This window comes from Bradyrhizobium sp. CCGB01 (genome assembly GCF_024199795.1).
Lineage (GTDB): Bacteria > Pseudomonadota > Alphaproteobacteria > Rhizobiales > Xanthobacteraceae > Bradyrhizobium.
The window spans coordinates 6,341,680-6,358,947 of sequence record NZ_JANADK010000001.1; the positions used below are offsets into that span (position 1 = coordinate 6,341,680).

Sequence of the window (17,268 nt, forward strand, 5' to 3'; positions counted from 1 at the left end):
AGTTTCGCATGCACGTCCCCACAATCACCGCGAGCTATCTCGCCGTCCTCGTCCTGATCTGCACTGCGCTTGCATTTGGAATGATCCGGCTGCGGCGAAGCAGCCACGCCATCTTCAACGGCGGCATCCTGCTCGCCCTCGGCCTTGCGATCGTTTGCGCGTTACCCCTCCTGTCACGCCTGCCCTGGGCGGAATTCGCAGACGAAGCGGTCGACCAAGCCATTGCGGCACTTCAGTTTTTGGAAGCAACCTACGTGATTTTGACACTGTAAAGATTTCGCTTGACCCGGGCGCGCCGCCGAACTACTTATCTTGACATTGTAAAGATTTGGCCTGAGCGAGGCGGCACATGGCAATTTTCCTGATCCTCGCGCCCTACGGCGCCTACACCTTCCTGATGCTGGTGACGTCGGCCACTTCAAGCGTGTTCGCGGCCTGCGCGATCTGCCTCGCCACCATCGCGATCGATGTCGCGCGCGGCCGCTCGGTGAAGATCCTGGCCGCGGGTTCGGCGATCGTGTTCGCCGCAATCGGCCTCTACCTCACGCTGGTCGACCCGACGCTGGGTACGCTCGGCGTCAAGCTGTCGGTCGATATCGGCATCTTCGTCATCTCGCTCGGCTCGTTGCTGGTGCGCCGTCCGTTCACGCTGCAATATGCCATTGAAACGGTCCCGGCCGAGACGGCCGCGATCCCCGGCTTCCTCACCGCGAACTACATCATCACCGGCGCCTGGACCGCAGCTGCGCTGCTGATGGCGGCCGCCAACATCGCCCTGCTCTACTTCCCCGGCCTGCCGCTCTGGTCGAGCCTTGCGGTCGCCTTCGCCGCCCGCAACAGCGCGATCTACTTCACAAAGTGGTATCCCGAGTATCGCCAGATCAAGTACGGTACGCCCGCCCGCGCACTGCCCCACTCCCACTGAAGACAGGACAGACGATGAAAGACGTATTCCGCCGGCTCGTCTCCGACTTCCTCTCCACCATCGTCTTCCTGGTGATCTACCTCGCGACCGACAACGTCATCCTTGCAACCGCAGTCGCCATCCTCGGCGCCATCGGCCAGGTGGCCTGGTCGCGGATCAAGGGCCAGACTTTGGGCTACATGACCTGGGCAAGCCTCGGCCTCGTCATCGTGCTCGGCGGCGCAACGCTGCTCACCCACGATCCGCGCTTCGTGCTGGCCAAGCCGGCGATCGGACACGTCGCGATCGGCCTCATCATGCTCAAGCGCGGCTGGATGCTGCGCTATCTGCCGCCGATCGTGACCGAGACCATTCCGGAATACGTCACCGTCGCAGGCTATGCATGGGCCGCGCTGATGTTCGTGCTCGCCGCCGGGACCGTTGCCGTCGCCATGACGGGGGACATGAAGCTGTGGGCCTTCTATATTTCCGTAGTCCTGATCGGCGCGAAAATCGCCGCGTTTGCCATCCAGTACGTTGCCTTCCGCCTGCTCGTCGGCAGCCGCATGCGCGCTGCCGCGCGCGCTTGAGGCCGCGTCAAAGAGAGCGTTAGGAAGGTCACGCGAGTTAGGCTATAGGCGTCTCTGGCAGGCGTTGCGTGTCGCAAGCCGCCGGAAAAATTGGGAGACGGGAATGGCCGTGGACGGCAACTGGAATCTGACCATGACGACCCCGATGGGCGAGCGCCAGGCGACTCTGACCCTGCTGAGCTCCGGCGGCACGCTGACGGGCACGCAGGGCGCCGATGGCAATTCCGCCGAGATCTTCGACGGCACCATCAGCGGCGATGCCGTCAACTGGAAGGTCTCCATCACCAATCCGATGCCGTTGACGCTCGAGTTCATCGGCACCGTCTCCGGCAACAGCATGAGCGGCGAGATGGGGATCGGCCCGATGGGCAGCTTCCCGTTCACGGGCACGAAGGCGTAAGCTCGCGTTGCGAACCGTGCGCGTGCTCCGTCTCATCGCGGCAGCGATCCTGTGTGTCGCGACACAAGCGGCGCGCGCGGATGACACCGAGCCGGCGTGGCGCGCAAGCGCGCTCGCCATGGTGCCAGCGGGCTATGTAGCTGGCACCGCCTATCGAACCGATGGTGCGACCGGATATCTCGCGGTCTATCCCGCGGCATCGAACGATCCGAAGACGCCGGCAAGCGTGTTCGCTGCGCGCCAGACGCTCGTGGTCACGCTGACGGCGGATGCGACGCGCGCCGTCTCAGCCGCGTTGCAGCCGCGCACCGGGCCCGATCCTAACAACGACGATACCGACTTCGCAAAGCTGCACGCCGATCTCGCCGCCAGGCGCGCAAATTTGCCTGAAGGCACCGAGCCCTGCGACTTCGGCGCCTGGTCCGTCGACAAGGATCCAAACGGCCTCAACGTGCGCGCCGATCCATCAGTGAAGGCGCGTGTGCTCGGCACCCTGCCGCCGCCCTACCGGCTCAAGCTCGGCGGCGCCGAGAACACGCCCGACGGCGGCTGGCTCACCGAATTCCGCATCATCGGCTTCAAGGACGGCTGGTTTCTGATCGAGGGCGCCAAGCCGCCCGGCAAGGACTACGAGGACGAGAAAAGATATCCGCGCAGCGCGCCAAAACCCTATGCGGGGCGCGGCTGGGTCGCGTCCAACAAGGTTGGCGCAAATTACGCCAATGGCTACACACGCGCGGGCGGGCTATTCCAGGCTCCATCCGTCGATGCCAAATGGATGCCGGCCCGGAGCGAGCTCGGCGGCCCGATCGACGGCGACGGCGGGCCGAAGCGCCTACTTGCCTGCAGCGGATATTGGGGCCTCGTCGAGAGCCATGACGGAGTCCGCGGCTGGTGGCGCTCGCTGTGCTCCAACCAGGTCACGAACTGCAGTTAGCGATGTGCGCGCCGTCTCGCTCGCTCAACCAGCCGGTGAGCAGCCGCGGATGGAGCGGCCGTCTCACCAGGTGATCACATAGGTCCCGAAATACGGACTGTCGCCGGGCAGGACGTTCTTGGTGCCGTAGGCGCTCTGCAATGCCGGGATGTCGGCGTGCACCGTCACGCCTCTGCCACTCCAGCCGAATTCGCCGCCGCTGGCGCTGAACTCCTCGGTTGCCGTTACCAGGCTGGAATCCGAGGCCGCATGGATCTGCATGCGACCTTGTTGGGCCGCCTCGAGCGCCCCCTGGTATCCGGCAATGTTTTGCTTGATGAGGTCTGCCTCCGCCGGACTGACCGAAGAAAGCTGGTCCTGCATGCGCGCGATCGCGTCCGGGTAGGAGTCGAGCACGATCTTGACGTGATCCGAAAGCGCCTGCTCGATCGACTTCGGCATTGCGTCGTACAGGCCCTGCAGGGTGCGAACCACGCCGTAGATGTTCTGCTCGCTCTTGCTGAGGCTCGCCCATTGCGCCTCGTCGAGTGCGGGAAGCTCGGCGAGCTTGCCATCACGAACGAGGGCGCGGACCTCATCATCCGCATTGCCCTGGGCCGCATTCCGGAAGACGCTCGATTTCGCCATTGCCTTGATGGCAGCGATCGCGTTGCCGCCGTCGGCCAGAGCACCGGATGCCGAATAGGTCTGTAGAACGCCCGCACCGCCGCTCAGGCTCGATCCGGCAAAGCCATCATCGGGGGAAGCCGAGAACTGCGAGCGGGCCGCTGAACCCGACTGAGCGCCACCCGATGCGCGCGACAATATCTGGAGCGCAATGAGCTCGGACTGGATCTGGGCCGCTCCACCTACACGCATCGGTTGCTCCACTTTTGCTTGCATGCAAAAAAGAGCACCCGGGCTGGTTAACGTTCGGTGAATCCGGCACAACCCCAAGCAGCAATCGGCTCGATCCGTCGCGCGTCACAACGTCCCAGCCGGCGCCAGGATGCGCCGGCCAGACCACGGTTGCCGCATCGAGGGACAGACGAAGGCTAGCCCAGGTTCAGTTCCTTGAAGAAGTCGTTCCCCTTGTCATCGATGATGATGAACGCCGGGAAGTCGACGACTTCGATGCGCCAGATCGCTTCCATGCCAAGCTCGGGATATTCGAGCACCTCGACCTTCTTGATGCAGTGCTCGGCAAGGTTCGCCGCCGCACCGCCGATCGAGCCGAGATAGAAGCCGCCATACTTCTTGCAGGCCTCGCGCACGGCAGGCGCCCGGTTGCCTTTCGCGACCATCACCATCGAACCGCCGGCGGCCTGGAACTGGTCGACGAAGGAATCCATGCGGCCCGCGGTGGTCGGACCGAATGCGCCGGAAGCGTAGCCCTCGGGCGTCTTGGCCGGGCCGGCGTAGTAGACCGGATGGTTCTTGAAGTAGTCCGGCAACGGCTCGCCCTTGTCGAGCCGCTCGCGCAGCTTGGCATGCGCGGAATCGCGCGCGACGATCATGGTGCCGGTCATCGAGACCCGCGTCTTGGTCGGGTACTTCGAGAACGTCGCCAAAATATCCTTCATCGGCTGGTTGAGGTCGATCTTGACGACCTCGCCGCCAAGCGACTCCTCGACCTGCGGCAGGTACTGCGCCGGATTGTGCTCGAGCTCCTCGAGATAGACGCCGTCCTTCGTGATCTTCCCGAGCACCTGGCGGTCGGCCGAGCACGACACGCCGAGCCCGATCGGCAGCGAGGCGCCGTGGCGCGGCATGCGGATCACGCGCACGTCGTGGCAGAAATACTTGCCGCCGAACTGCGCGCCGACGCCGAGCGACTGCGTCATCTTGTGGATTTCCTGCTCCATCTCGACGTCGCGGAAGGCGTTGCCGTCAGGCGAGCCGTGCGTCGGCAGCGCGTCGAGATAGCGGGCGGAGGCAAGCTTCACCGTCTTCATGCAGAGCTCGGCCGAGGTGCCGCCGATCACGATGGCGAGGTGGTAAGGGGGACAGGCGGCGGTGCCCAGCGTGAGGATCTTCTCCTTCAGGAAGGCGAGCAGCCGGTCCTTGGTCAGCACCGAAGGCGTGGCCTGGAACAGAAAGCTCTTGTTGGCGGAGCCGCCGCCCTTGGCCATGAACATGAACTTGTAGGCATCATCGCCCTCGGCGTAGATCTCGCACTGCGCCGGCATGTTGTTGGCGGTGTTCTTCTCCTCGTACATCGACAAGGGCGCGACCTGCGAGTAGCGCAGATTGCGGCGCAGGTAAGCATCGCGCGCGCCCTCCGACAGCGCCGCCTCGTCGTCACCGTCGGTGATGACGTTGCAGCCCTTCTTGCCCATGATGATCGCGGTGCCAGTGTCCTGGCACATCGGCAGCACGCCCCCGGCGGCGATGTTGGCGTTCTTCAAAAAGTCCAGCGCGACGAACTTGTCGTTCGGGCTGGCCTCGCCGTCCTCCAGGATCGCGCGGAGCTGCTTCAGGTGGCCGGGCCGCAGGTAATGGTTGATGTCGCCGAAAGCCGCCTCCGACAGCGCCCGCAGCGCCTCGCGCGACACCACCAGCATGTCCTTCCCCAGGACCTTCTCGACCCGGACGCCCTCGGCCGTGATCTTCTTGTAAGGCGTCTCGTCCTTGCCCAGCGGGAACAGCGGGGTGTGCTTGTAGGGCGGAACGGGCTTTGACGGATCGGGGAAGGCGGTGGGAGCGTTCATGGGGCAAATCTCGGGGTTTTGGAGCCCTGCGCGGGCCTAGCATAGAAGCGTTCTAAGCGCATTTTGGGCGGAAAAGAAAGGGAGCGGCGCGCATGGGAGAGATCGGCGCGGGCTCGGCAGGGCATTGGCACGGCACGTGGAAAGGCCCGTTCCCGCCCTTGCGCTTCGCGTTCACCGACGCTTGAATGCGCCTCCCAAGGGGCTTTTTATCATGACATTGAACTTGAACGTCCGCGGCGCGATCCTGGTCGCCGCCGCCATCACCGGTCTTGTGACCCTGGCTTCGCCCGCGCGGGCCGACCGCTGCGACGACAGCGCCAAGGAGCTGGCGAACCAGGTCGATCGCCTCAAGGTGAACTTTCGCGCCGCCAATATCGTGTACCTGACGCACCCGGCGGCCAAGGAGCTGTCCGTGGGGTGCCGCGGCGACAAATATTCGATCGAGCTCTATGCCAAGGGCGACCGCAAGCCGACGCCGGAGTTCTTTGCGCTGGTGGGGTCGATGGCGGCGATCGTCTTCACCGTGACGAAGGACGACACCACGACGGGCGCGACACGCTGCCTGAAGCGGATGGGACTGCTCCGCGGCGACAAGGTCGTCATGCGCTACCGCCGGCTCAACATGGAATGCACGCGCACCAAGACGGACGCATCCATCGCGATCACGCGCGGCAAGGACGAATAGACGGCCTCGCTCTTTCCATACATTCCGTCATTGCGAGCGCAGCGAAGCAATCCAGACTGTTTCCGCGAAGGCAGACTGGATTGCTTCGTCGCAAGAGCTCCTCGCAATGACGAGGAGAGGTTCGCTCCCCCCTCGATACAGCGCGAGGTCGCCTGCAAACAGCGCATCCCACCACACCAATTCCCTCACATTTTAACGATTGGCTTGAAGGAAACTTCGCTCCTGGCAGGGCACGCTCAATTGTTTCCATGTGTGAGGATTTGTGGATGAGCGTTTCTACCGTTGCGCCGCCGCCGATCGCGATCGTGGTGCCGAGCTACGATACGACCAAGCAGCAGGACGACCAGACCAAGACCAAGGACAACGACCCGACCTACAAGCCGCCGCCGCCCGCGCCGCTGCCGCCGGGTCAGGGCACGCGGATCGATCAGCTCGCCTGATCAGCCTTGCCGAAGATGAAATGCCCGATCCGGTCGATCGGGCTTTTCGCGTGTCCGGCCGCATCTTCGCCGGATAGCAGGCCCAACATCGTGCGCGATTACTGCGGAACCTGCGCATGATCGCAAAACTGCTGTTGCAGAACACGATCACCACCGTCGCGATGGGCGCGCTGCTGTTCGCTTGCGCCGGGACTTTGCACTGGCCTTCGGCCTGGGTCTTCCTCGCCACCTGCGCCCTGCTCGGCCCGCTCTGCGGCTGGTGGCTTTATCGGGTCGATCCGGCGCTGCTCGCCGAACGTCTGCGACCGGTCCTGCAAAAGGACCAGCCCGCCGCCGACAAGGTGTTCATGGCCGTCTTCGTCGTCGCGATGCTGGCGTGGCTGGTCGCGATGGGGCTCGACCGGCGCGCGCAATCCTCCGACATGCCGCTTGCGTTCCAGGTGCTCGGCCTTGCTCTGTTCGTACTCTCGACCCTGTTCATCCTCTGGGTGTTCCGCGCGAACTCGTTCGCCGCGCCCGTGGTGAAGCTGCAGGCCGAACGCGCACAGCGCGTGATCTCGACCGGGCCCTACGCACATGTGCGCCATCCCATGTACAGCGGCATGATCCTGTTCTTCGCCGGCGTGCCGCTGCTGCTGGGCTCGTGGTGGGGCCTTGTGATGGTGCCGCTCATCCTCGTTTTGTTTGCGATCCGCATCGGCATCGAGGAGCGCACACTGCGCGAGGGCCTGCCGGGCTATACCGACTATGTCGCGCGCGTGCGCTATCGCCTGCTGCCCGGCGTGTGGTGAGAGCGCATCACTCTCGCGTGCACGGCGCGGAAAAGCACATGCTCTCCTCCGATCGACTGACGTCGCCGCAAGCGAACCTCGTTAGAGGGAACCCGCACCCACACCGGAGACGCGACGATGTTCTGCAAGCCGCCCTGCCCCGACGAGCATGATCAGTCTCCCGTTCCCGATGCTTCAAACGAGCGACTTGCCCCAAAGCCTTCACAAGCGTTCGCAAGCCATGACGACTTCGGGCGATTGATCGCGCCCGAAACGGCCGGTCCGGAACGGGGGCTGCCGCCAGTCTCCCTCCGGACCGGCTAGAGTCCTTCTTGACGCGTTTTCTTCACGCGAACCGGTATCCATCTCGCGCGAAAGCGCTTTAGCAATCGAGTTCCTTGTAGCAACGAAAGATGCCTTGCTCGTTGAAGGCAATCCGGCGTTCGCTCGCCAGATAAGCCTTGATATTCGGCCTCGCGGCGACGCGATCGTGCAGGCCGACGAGGCCCGGGATATCTCCCTCGAATGCCTTCATGCGCTTGGGAAAGGAGTAGCGCAGCCCATCGACGATCTGGAACAGCGAGAGATCGACGTAAGTCAGGCGGCGACCGGTGACATAGGCGCCGCCATTGCCCGCGAGAAGCCCTTCGAAATAGCCGAGATATTTCGGCAAGCGCTCGCTCCAGAAATCGGCGGTGCGCTTCTTCGCCGCCGACTTCTGGTCTTCATAGTACATCGAAGGCCCGAGCGGATGATGGGTGTCGTGGATCTCGACCACGAGGTCGGTGATGGTGAGCTGGAGCTCGTGCACCCAGAGCTTGCCGGCTTCCGTCTTCGGTGCGAGGCCGTGACGGGCGCCGAGATAGAGCAGGATGTTGGCAGTCTGGCCGATGACGAGCTTGCCAGCTTTCAGGAACGGCGGCGCAAAGGGCGGCGTGCCCTTGTGCGAATCCATGATCGTCATCATCGCACTGGTGCCGCGCGGGCCGCGCGCGACGTCGACATAAGCGGCCCCCGCCTCCTCCAGCGCCAGCCGCACATATTCGCCGCGGCCCTGGATCTCGGGCCAGTAGTAGAGCTCGTACTTCATGGGCAGGGTCCGTGAGCGTGGCAGCAACGGAGCCAATGTAACATGCAGCCTAAGGTTCCGTCAGTGCGAGACGGGCCGGCGGTTCTGCATACTCCGTCATTGCGAGCGCAGCGAAGCAATCCAGACTGCCGCCGCGGAGCGACTCTGGATTGCTTCGCTTCGCTCGCAATGCCGGAGGCGAGAGCTCAGAGCCTCAATTCGACGCGAAGCAATACATCAGGCCGTCGCCGCCGGTGCTCTTCAGATCGGCCTGCGAGCAGCCGCCGTCAGGACCGCGCGAGGGGTGAGAGCTGTTCCAGGACTTTGACGGCTCGTCGTCGCGCAGGCCCCGGCGATCGAGATGGCCGACCATCGCGGCGCCCTGCGTGCTCGACGTCCAGTTCTTGCAGGTGCGATCGTCCGGACCGGCAAACGCGGTGCCGTCCGGTTGCGATCCCGTGAGGATGTCATGCCGGTTCGGCTGGTCGCCAACGCCGTTGATCCCCTCGCCCTTCTCGCTGAGCGCGGTCTGCTTGGTGAGGTTGTTGGCCGCGCCGTGCAGGTCGGCCACGTCCTTGGCAATCACCGCCCCCTTGGCGTTCTGCCACGGTCCCTTGCCGATGCGGTCGCGGGCGTTGACGGCCGGCTTGCCGTCGGCGGCCTGCGTCGAGAGGTACGCGCGCCAAGTCTTGGCGCCGGCACCGCCGGCCTGTGCAAGCTTCTGGCATTGCGCATCAGCCCCCTCCAGGCCGCCGAGATCGGCGCCCTTGCCAGGGCCATTCGAGGTCACGAAAAACGTCATGTCGGCCGACTGCGCTTGCGCCGACGGCGCCGCAAACAACGCCATCACAAGTACAGACTTGGCAAGCGCGAGGCTTGAAATCGTCACGGATCTCTCGATACGGATCATCTTGTCCTCCCAATTGTGTTTGTCGTTGGCCGTCTGAATTCAACCCGACGCGCGCCCGCTTATTCCGACGCCGCGATGCGAAACGTCCAAAAGAAAAAGGCGCCGTGCTGGAAGCACGACGCCTTGGGTTCTCATGTCGGACGCGATCAGTTGGTCTGCTGGATCGCCGACAGTTCCCAGCCGCTGCCGGGACGGCGGGCAAAGGTCCAGACCTCGGTGGCCTCGCCGGGCTGCTCGCTGCCGGCGACAACCGCGCCGGTGTTGCGGTCGAGCGTCTTGTCGGTAAGCGCGAAGCGCAGCGCCACCGTGGCGTATTCGGTCTCGCCTTCGCGCCAGGCTTCCGCGAGGTCGCCCTGCAGCAGCTTCACGTTGCTGGTCTTGTTGACGACGTTGCGCGCGCGGTTCTGGTTAAGGTCCTGCTCGAGATAGGAGACCATCTCCGGCGTCGCGAGCGTATGCAGCTTGGCCACGTCCTCGTTCGACCAAGCGGTCTGGACGTCGCCGAGCAGGCGTTCGAACGCCTCGTAGTCATCAGGCTTGATCTCGAGCGGCGCGTTGTTGGCGCCGAAGCCGAAGCCGCCGAGGCCGCCGCCAAGTCCGCCACCGAGGCCGCTGCGATAGTTCGAGTTCGGCTGCGGTCCCGGACCGGCGCCGGCGTCAGCATTGGCATAGGCCGTCTGCGGCGTGTGGCGGCGCTGCCACCACGACATCGCAAGGCGGACCACCAGCACCACGAGCGCGATCTGGATGATCAGGCCAATGATCGACGACAGGCCGCCGAGGCCACCGAACAGGCCGCCGCCGAACAGCATGCCGAGCAGGCCTGCGCCGAGGAAGCCGGCCGCAAGGCCGCCCATGAAGCCACCGGCGCGGCCGAACAGGCCGCCGCGCGCGGGCGCAGCTGCGGCTGAATTCATGCCTGCACCCGGCTGGGTGTAGGTGCGGTTGAACTGCGACGTCGAGCCCGGCGCGGTCGTGGTCGACGGCGGCGCCGAATAGGTGCGCGAGCCGCGCGAACCTGACGACATGCCGCCACCGACGCGCGCGTCAGCGGACGAGATCGCCAGCGCAGTCGGCAGCGCAAGCGCCAGCACGACGGCGATGGTCTTGAAGAGAGTGCGGGAGCGTTGCGAGAAAGTCATGTGCGTTTCCCAAATCCCCGGCATGGGGACGTGCCCCTAACATGGGCAGACTTCCCGAAAAGTGAAGCCGGTTTCGGAACCTATGGCTGCGGCCCTCAGTCGCGGGGATGTGGCAAAAGCCCATATTTGGCGGGGGTTTGGCCGGATGCGCGGGGGGAACTGCGGTCGCGGGGTACCGGCGGATTCGGGGCGGAAATTCCGCTTTTTCCTCGTCATTGTCGTTGAGGGTGCGGCTCTCTCCCCGTCATCGCGAGGAGCTCTTGCGCCTCACCCCGCCTTTGCCATCGTCTCCTTCACGGCCGCCACGAGCTGGCTCAGCGTGAACGGCTTTGGCAGGAAGTCGAACTGCTGCCCCTCGGGCAGGCTCTTCTCGAAGGCGTCCTCGGCGTAGCCGGAGACGAAGATGAACTTGATGTCGGGGTTCTTCTCGCGCATCGCCTTGAGCAAGGTCGGGCCGTCCATCTCCGGCATCACGACGTCGGAGACGACGAGATCGATGGCGCCGCTCTGCTCCTCCAGCACGTCCATGGCCTCGACGCCGTTCTCGGCCTCGACCACCGTGTAGCCGCGCGAGCGCAGGCCGCGTGCGTTCAGCGCGCGCAGGCCCTCTTCGTCCTCGACGAGAAGGATGGTGCCCTGCCCGGTGAGATCGGTGCGCGGCTTGGCCTCCGCCGCCGCAGGTGCGGTCTCCTTCGCGGCGCCATTGGTCGCGCTGACCACTGCTGCGGGCTGCTCCTGCACCTCCGGCTCGGCGTGATGGCGCGGCAGGAAGATATGGAACGAGGTGCCCTGCCCCGGCTCGGAGTCGACGTAAATGAAACCGCCGGTCTGCTTGACGATGCCATAGACCGTCGAAAGACCAAGGCCAGTGCCCTTGCCGACTTCCTTGGTCGAGAAGAACGGCTCAAAGATCTTGTCGCGGATGTCGGCGGGGATGCCGGTGCCGGTGTCGGCGACCTCGATCCGCACATACTCCGCCGCCGGCATCCCCTTGTAGGCGAGCTTGGCGGCTTCTTCCGCGGTGACGTTGGCGGTGCGGATGATAAGCTTGCCGCCGTCGGGCATGGCGTCGCGCGCGTTGACCGCGAGGTTGACGATCACCTGCTCGAACTGCGAGACGTCGACCTTCACCGGCCAGAGATCGCGGCCGTGGATGGTCTCGTGCTTGACCTTCTCGCCGATCAGCCGGCGCAGCAGCATGGCGAGATCGGACAGCGCGTCGCCGAGGTCGAGCACCTGCGGCCGCAGCGTCTGCCGCCGCGAGAACGCCAGCAACTGCCGCACCAGCGTCGCGGCGCGCGTCGCGTTCTGCTTGATCTGCATGATGTCCTGGAACGACGGATCGGTCGGCTTGTGCGCGTTCAGCAGGAAATCGTTCGCCATCATGATGGCGGAGAGCACGTTGTTGAAGTCGTGGGCGATGCCGCCGGCGAGCTGGCCGACCGTCTCCATCTTCTGCGACTGGTTGATCTGGTTCTCCAGCGCGCGCCGCTCGGTGGTCTCGAGCATGTGCACGATGGCGGCTTCCGCGTCGTTCTCGGCCGCGTCGACCGGCGTGACGAAGAACTGGCCCCAGCGGTCCTTGGTCCCCTCCAGCGCCACCTCGACCGGCGCGATGTCGGCCTGGCCTTCGGCGGCCTGGTTGATCGCCGCGATCAGCAGGTTCCGGTCGCGCGCATTGACCGCGCGGAAGATCGACTTGCTGGCGCTGTCGAGCCCGAGGCCCTGCACGAGCTTGGCGTAGCGCGCATTCGCCCGCACGACGTTGCCGCCGCGGTCGACGGTCGCGATCGTCATCGGCGTATGATCGAAGAAGCGCATGAAGCGCACTTCGGCGGCGCGGTCGGGATCGCTGCGCTCGTCACGGGCGCGGCTGATGACGAGCGTGCGCGACGGCCCCGGCGCGCCATCGGCGCCGAAGGCGAGCTTGTGATAGAGCCGCACCGGCATGGTCTTGCCGGTGCGCATACGCAGGTCGATGTCGAAGACCTCGGTCTTCACCTCGCCCGGCACGGCCACGATCGAGCTCAGCAGCGAAGCGCCGTCGCCGGACACGATGTCGGCCAGCTTCAGGCCGCCGGAGCCGATCTCGGCGAGGTCGTAGTCGAGCCAGTTCGCCAGCGTCGCGTTGACATAGGCGAGTTCGCCCGCCGGATTGACCGAGAAGAACCCGCAGGGCGCGTGGTCAAGATATTCGATCGCGTGCTGGAGCTCCTGGAACACGTCCTCCTGGCGCTCGCGGTCGCGGGTGATGTCGGCAATCGACCACACCGCATATTTCGCCTCGCGCTTTCCGCTGCCGAGAGGACGCACGCGCATGCGCAGCCAGCGGCCCTGGCTGCCGTCCTGACCGGAAATGCGCACCTCTTCCTGCTGCCGCTTGCCTTCGCGCGCCGCTTTCAGCAGGCGGAACACGGCTTCGGAGACATCGGGGTTGCCGATGAAGACGCGCTCGACGGGGCGCACCTCCTGCGGGCCGGTAGCGCCGGTCAGCGTCAGGTAGGCCGCATTGGAATAGACCACATGGCCGCGCGGATCGGTCACCGCCAGGCCATCGAAGGAGTGATCGGAGATGCGGCCGATGATGGGATCATCGAGATTGCGGTCGGCGAAGCGGATGATGCCGGCGGCGAAGGCAAACAGGTTGAACAGGCCGACCATCGCCAGCACGGCGAGGATGCCGAGGATATAGGGCTGCGCCTGCGCACGCCCGAGCGTCATCAGCCCGATGGCGACGGCGACGAGGCCGGCGGCCACCAGCAGCACCAGCGCAATGCTGCCCGAGCGCGGCGACGGCTCGTGCGCCGCAACGGGCTCGCGTGTGAGGTCGTGGTCGGTCTCAGCAGTCATCTCAAGCTGGCGCAGCCTGTTGGCACAGAATCAACGCGCTGCGGCGCGCGCGGGGCCTTCCCTGCCTCATCAGGACCCGCAGGCGCAAGGGCAGCACGGTTGAAAGGTACTCTGATTCCCAGATTACGGCCATTTCCGGTGATTTTCGGGTGTTTTATCACCGCCCGGCGCCGAATCCGCGCTTCAGCCGCATGACGTAGCCGATGACTTCGGCGACCGCATGGTAATGCTCGGTCGGGATTTCCTGGTCGATTTCGACGGTGGCGTAGAGCGCCCGGGCCAGCGGCACGTTCTCGACGATCGGGATATCGTGCTCGCGCGCGATCTCCCTGATCTTGAAGGCGAGATTGTCGACGCCCTTGGCGACGCAGATCGGCGCCGACATGCCGCGCTCGTAGGACAGCGCCACCGAATAGTGGGTCGGGTTGGTGATGATCACGGAGGCCTTGGGAACCGCCGCCATCATGCGCTTCTTGGAGCGCTGCTGGCGCAATTGCCTGAGTTTGCCCTTGATGTGCGGGTCGCCTTCGGACTGCTTGAACTCTTCCTTGATCTCCTGGAGCGACATCTTCTGCCGCTGGAACCAGCTGCGATATTGGAAGAAATAGTCGCCAATGGCGATGATCGCGAGCGCCGCGACCACCGCGCCGAGCAGATGGATGGTCATGCTGGTGGTGGCGCCCAGCATGGCGATCGGATCGAGCTTGACCATCGCCTCCATGCGATGCCGCTCCGGCCACAGGACCATGGTCATGACCGCGCCGAGCACGACCAGCTTGCCCAGCCCCTTGAGGAAGTTCGCGGCCGCCTGCTTGCCGAAGATGCGCTTGAGGCCCTCGGCCGGCGACAGCTTGCTGAATTTGGGTTTCAGGGATTCGGCCGACCAGACCAGGCGATGCTGGAGCATGTTGCCGGCGATCGCCGCCAGCACCAGCATCAGCAGGGGCACGCCGACCGCCGCGAGCACGGCGACTTCGATCTGCTGCATCAGCGCGAGCAGAGCCCTGCCGTCGGTCTTGATCATCCAGGAATTGGCAAGCAGGTTGCGCATCGGCGCCATCAGCCCGGTGCCGACCGAGCCCGAGAAGGTCGAGACCACGAGCGTTCCGCCCGCGATCATGAACCAGGTGTTGATCTCCTGGCTCTTGGCGACGTCGCCGCGTTCGAGCGCCTCTTCGAGACGTTTTTGCGTCGGGTCTTCTGTTTGACTCTCGGGATCGTTGTCTTCCGCCATCGATCACCTATTTCAACGGCATCATCTGGTGCATGACACCGATGAAGTAATCGAGATACGTGCCCATCATCGCCGTGAGCACCACGGCGAGCACCAGGAAGCCCGCGAAGATCGACAGCGGCACGCCGACGAAATAGACCTGCATCTGCGGCATCAGCCGCGCCAGCACGCCGAGGCCGATGTTGAAGACGAGGCCAAACACCAGGAACGGCCCGGAAAGCTGCAGGCCGAGCAGGAATGCAGCCGAAAAGGCGCGCGTGGCAAGCGAGGCGACATCGCCGCTCGATACGGTCTCGCCGGGCGCGAAGATCGTGTAGCTGTCGTTCAGCGCCGCGATGACCAGATGATGGCTGTCGGTGGCAAACAGCAGCGTCACTCCGAGCATGGTCAGGAAATTGCCGACCAGCACGCCCTGCTGTCCCTGTGTCGGATCGACCGAAGTGACGAAGCCGAGCCCCATCTGCTGCGCAATCACGGAGCCCGCGACCTGAAGCGCCGACAACGTCACGCGCGCGGTCGCCCCCAGCACGATGCCGATCACGATCTCATGCAGCATCAGGACCAGGAGCGGCGCGATCGAGCCCATGTCGACATGGTAGGCGTTGCGATGCAGCGGCAGGATGATCATCGTGAGCATCAGCGCGATCGCCAGCTTCACCCGCGTCGGGATATTCGTCTCGCCCAGCCCCGGCAGCAGCATCACCATCGCGCCGACCCGGGCGAAGGCGAGCATGAAGGAAGCGGCAAGCGCCGGCAGCAGCGAGACGTCGATGCGCATGACGGGCGCATTGTGCCTCAGCCGCCGATGATTCGCGACGAGATCCGCAGCATGTGGGCATGGAGTGCGTCGGCCATGAACGGCAGCGCCAGCAGCATGGTGGCGAAGATGGCCAAAATCTTCGGCACGTAGATCAGCGTCTGCTCCTGGATCTGCGTCAGGGCCTGGAACAGCGACACGACGACGCCGACCACGAGGCCGACCACCATCAACGGCGACGACACGATCACGATGGTCCAGATCGCGTCACGCGCGACGTCGAGGGTTTCAGGGCCGGTCATTGTCGATTTCTCACTTTCAGTAACTTTCGTCATTCCGGGGTTCGCGAAGCGAGAACCCGGAATCTCGAGATTCCGGGTTCGGTGCTTCGCACCGCCCCGGAATGACGTGCCTAAAATCAGATCGGCATCTTCATGATGTCTTCGTAGGCCGCGATCACGCGGTCGCGGACCGAGACCAGCGTGGACACCGCAACGTCGGTGTCGGCGACCGCCGTCACCACGTCCATCACGTTGGCCTTGCCGGCGGCCATCGCCACCGTCTGCGCGTCGGACTTGCGGCCGGACTCCATGACGCTGCCGACAGCGTCTTTCAGCAGCGAAGCGAAGGATTGGCCGCTCGCCTCGCTGCCCTTGCCGGCACCGCTGTTCTCCAGCACGCGGGCGAGGCTGGCATAAGCGTTGGCGGCGATTGTCGGTGATGCCATGGCTTAATTGTCCTGTTCAGCTCTTGAGGATGTCGAGCGTGCGCTGGATCATCCGGCGCGTCGCACTGATGATGTTGAGATTGGCCTCGTAGGACCGCTGCGCATCGCGCATGTCGGTCATCTCGACCACCGAGTTCACGTTGGGATATTTCACGTTGCCGGTCGCATCCGCCGCCGGATTGTTCGGCTCGTATTTGGTGCGGAAGTTGGACTGGTCGGGCTTGATCCGGCCGAGGGTGACGACCTGTGCGTCCAGTGTGCGATCGAGCGCGGAGGAGAAAGTCGGCACCTTGCGCCGGTAAGGATCGCCGCCTGCGGTCTGCGAGGTCGAATCCGCGTTTGCGATGTTCTCCGAGATCACCCGCATGCGCCCGGCCTGCGCGCGCAGGCCGGAGGTCGCGATCGCCATAGAGCGGGCAAAGTCGCTGCTGTCATTCGCCATGATGCGCTTCCTTCAGCTCTAGCCCTTGCCGATCGCGGTCTTGAGCAGATGCAGGCTCTTCGAATAGAGCGAGGTGGCCGCCGCGTAGTCCATCTGGTTGCTGGCGGCCTTCATCATCTCCTCTTCGAGATTGACGGCGTTGCCCGCGGGGCGGGTCTCGAAACCTGCATTCCTGTTCTGGTCGAAGCTCGAGGCAGCGCCCGACGGTGTCATGTGGGAGCCGCTGGTGCGGGTGAGCGCCAGGGGGCCCATCGAGCCCGTGACGGCGCCTGATTTGTCGAGCTTAGGCTCGACCAGGTCGCGCGGCCGGAATTTGGGTGTGTCGGAATTGGAGACGTTCTCGGACAGGACGCGCTGGCGTTCCTGGTGCCACTGCATCTTGGTGCGCAGCGCCGACAGCACCGGGAGGTCGTTGATGGACATCGTTGCGGCTCCTTCCGCCTCTCGGACCAAAGGCCCGAAGCTAGGCAGAATTTGCCGCGTGTATGGTTAACAGGTGGTTAAAGATGGCATCGGTGGATGTCCCTGGGCGGGACACGACTTTGCCACCCCGTGATTCTACGCATCCAAAAGCGGCATTAACCCAACCGTTTGGCGGGCCATCTACAGGCCAAGAAGTCGTTTTGGATCGGGCGATTCATGGGTTATTAAGAGTTGGGGACGGCAAAACTTGCCGTGGGACGTTAAGAAATCGCAGTTTTGGGGCATCCCACGCCGATGG

General features: G+C 64.6%; 20 protein-coding genes. 8 read left to right on the plus strand and 12 right to left on the minus strand.

All coding sequences use genetic code 11. The features are described from left to right. Positions 1-8: 8 nt before the first annotated feature. The 5 genes from NLM25_RS29690 (at position 9) to NLM25_RS29710 (ending at position 2,831) form a co-directional block, all read left to right on the plus strand. Positions 9-272, plus strand: coding sequence for a hypothetical protein (locus NLM25_RS29690; RefSeq protein WP_254139349.1), 264 nt, complete (start codon positions 9-11; stop codon positions 270-272). Positions 273-349: 77 nt separating this feature from the next. Next, positions 350-925 (plus strand): hypothetical protein, encoded by a 576-nt coding sequence (locus tag NLM25_RS29695; RefSeq protein ID WP_254139350.1) that lies wholly within the window; start codon positions 350-352, stop codon positions 923-925. A gap of 14 nt (positions 926-939) precedes the next feature. Further along, complete coding sequence (locus NLM25_RS29700) at positions 940-1,494, plus strand: inner membrane-spanning protein YciB (protein ID WP_254121213.1); 555 nt, start codon at positions 940-942, stop codon at positions 1,492-1,494. 103 nt (positions 1,495-1,597) lie between these two features. Next, positions 1,598-1,894, plus strand: a complete 297-nt coding sequence (locus tag NLM25_RS29705; RefSeq protein WP_254139351.1) for a hypothetical protein — start codon at positions 1,598-1,600, stop codon at positions 1,892-1,894. 16 nt (positions 1,895-1,910) lie between these two features. Then, positions 1,911-2,831 carry an SH3 domain-containing protein gene (locus NLM25_RS29710; RefSeq protein ID WP_309143618.1) on the plus strand — a complete coding sequence of 307 codons (921 nt, stop codon included), beginning with the start codon at positions 1,911-1,913 and terminating at the stop codon, positions 2,829-2,831. A gap of 63 nt (positions 2,832-2,894) precedes the next feature. On the opposite strand, the gene NLM25_RS29715 is transcribed toward NLM25_RS29710, so the two are convergent. After that, the gene (locus NLM25_RS29715; RefSeq protein WP_254139353.1) at positions 2,895-3,689 is read right to left on the minus strand and encodes a hypothetical protein; all 795 of its coding nucleotides are present in this window, start codon (positions 3,687-3,689) and stop codon (positions 2,895-2,897) included. 176 nt (positions 3,690-3,865) lie between these two features. Beyond that, entirely contained in the window at positions 3,866-5,521 is a 1,656-nt protein-coding gene (locus NLM25_RS29720; RefSeq protein WP_254139354.1) for a fumarate hydratase, read from the minus strand. Between the two features lie 211 nt (positions 5,522-5,732). Between NLM25_RS29720 and NLM25_RS29725 the strand changes: the two genes are divergently transcribed. The 3 genes from NLM25_RS29725 to NLM25_RS29735 all read left to right on the plus strand — a co-directional run bounded on the left by NLM25_RS29725 (position 5,733) and on the right by NLM25_RS29735 (position 7,437). After that, on the plus strand, positions 5,733-6,206 hold the full coding sequence (locus tag NLM25_RS29725) for a hypothetical protein (RefSeq protein ID WP_254121223.1): 474 nt from the start codon (positions 5,733-5,735) through the stop codon (positions 6,204-6,206). Positions 6,207-6,472: 266 nt separating this feature from the next. Next, positions 6,473-6,646: a hypothetical protein gene (locus NLM25_RS29730; protein WP_167358184.1), complete on the plus strand. Its 174-nt coding sequence runs from the start codon at positions 6,473-6,475 to the stop codon at positions 6,644-6,646. Positions 6,647-6,762: 116 nt separating this feature from the next. Continuing rightward, positions 6,763-7,437, plus strand: coding sequence for an isoprenylcysteine carboxylmethyltransferase family protein (locus NLM25_RS29735; RefSeq protein WP_254139355.1), 675 nt, complete (start codon positions 6,763-6,765; stop codon positions 7,435-7,437). Between the two features lie 361 nt (positions 7,438-7,798). Here the strand turns inward: NLM25_RS29735 and NLM25_RS29740 are convergent, their stop codons facing one another. The 10 genes from NLM25_RS29740 to flgB all read right to left on the minus strand — a co-directional run bounded on the left by NLM25_RS29740 (position 7,799) and on the right by flgB (position 16,970). Further along, complete coding sequence (locus NLM25_RS29740; protein WP_254139356.1) at positions 7,799-8,506, minus strand: glutathione S-transferase; 708 nt, start codon at positions 8,504-8,506, stop codon at positions 7,799-7,801. A 193-nt stretch (positions 8,507-8,699) separates the two neighbouring features. After that, positions 8,700-9,395, minus strand: coding sequence for a lectin (locus NLM25_RS29745; RefSeq protein WP_254139357.1), 696 nt, complete (start codon positions 9,393-9,395; stop codon positions 8,700-8,702). Positions 9,396-9,541: 146 nt separating this feature from the next. After that, on the minus strand, positions 9,542-10,561 hold the full coding sequence (locus NLM25_RS29750) for a Tim44 domain-containing protein (RefSeq protein WP_254121231.1): 1,020 nt from the start codon (positions 10,559-10,561) through the stop codon (positions 9,542-9,544). Between the two features lie 243 nt (positions 10,562-10,804). Next, complete coding sequence (cckA, locus tag NLM25_RS29755; RefSeq protein ID WP_254139358.1) at positions 10,805-13,387, minus strand: cell cycle histidine kinase CckA; 2,583 nt, start codon at positions 13,385-13,387, stop codon at positions 10,805-10,807. Positions 13,388-13,544: 157 nt separating this feature from the next. Continuing rightward, on the minus strand, positions 13,545-14,621 hold the full coding sequence (flhB, locus tag NLM25_RS29760) for a flagellar biosynthesis protein FlhB (protein ID WP_254121240.1): 1,077 nt from the start codon (positions 14,619-14,621) through the stop codon (positions 13,545-13,547). A 7-nt stretch (positions 14,622-14,628) separates the two neighbouring features. Next, positions 14,629-15,399, minus strand: coding sequence for a flagellar biosynthetic protein FliR (fliR, locus tag NLM25_RS29765; RefSeq protein WP_254139359.1), 771 nt, complete (start codon positions 15,397-15,399; stop codon positions 14,629-14,631). A gap of 17 nt (positions 15,400-15,416) precedes the next feature. After that, on the minus strand, positions 15,417-15,680 hold the full coding sequence (fliQ, locus tag NLM25_RS29770; RefSeq protein WP_063697870.1) for a flagellar biosynthesis protein FliQ: 264 nt from the start codon (positions 15,678-15,680) through the stop codon (positions 15,417-15,419). Between the two features lie 116 nt (positions 15,681-15,796). After that, complete coding sequence (fliE, locus tag NLM25_RS29775; RefSeq protein ID WP_254121244.1) at positions 15,797-16,105, minus strand: flagellar hook-basal body complex protein FliE; 309 nt, start codon at positions 16,103-16,105, stop codon at positions 15,797-15,799. Between the two features lie 16 nt (positions 16,106-16,121). After that, positions 16,122-16,547: a flagellar basal body rod protein FlgC gene (gene flgC, locus NLM25_RS29780; RefSeq protein ID WP_007602149.1), complete on the minus strand. Its 426-nt coding sequence runs from the start codon at positions 16,545-16,547 to the stop codon at positions 16,122-16,124. An 18-nt stretch (positions 16,548-16,565) separates the two neighbouring features. Beyond that, positions 16,566-16,970, minus strand: a complete 405-nt coding sequence (gene flgB, locus NLM25_RS29785) for a flagellar basal body rod protein FlgB (protein ID WP_166342601.1) — start codon at positions 16,968-16,970, stop codon at positions 16,566-16,568. Between the last annotated feature and the right edge of the window lie 298 nt (positions 16,971-17,268).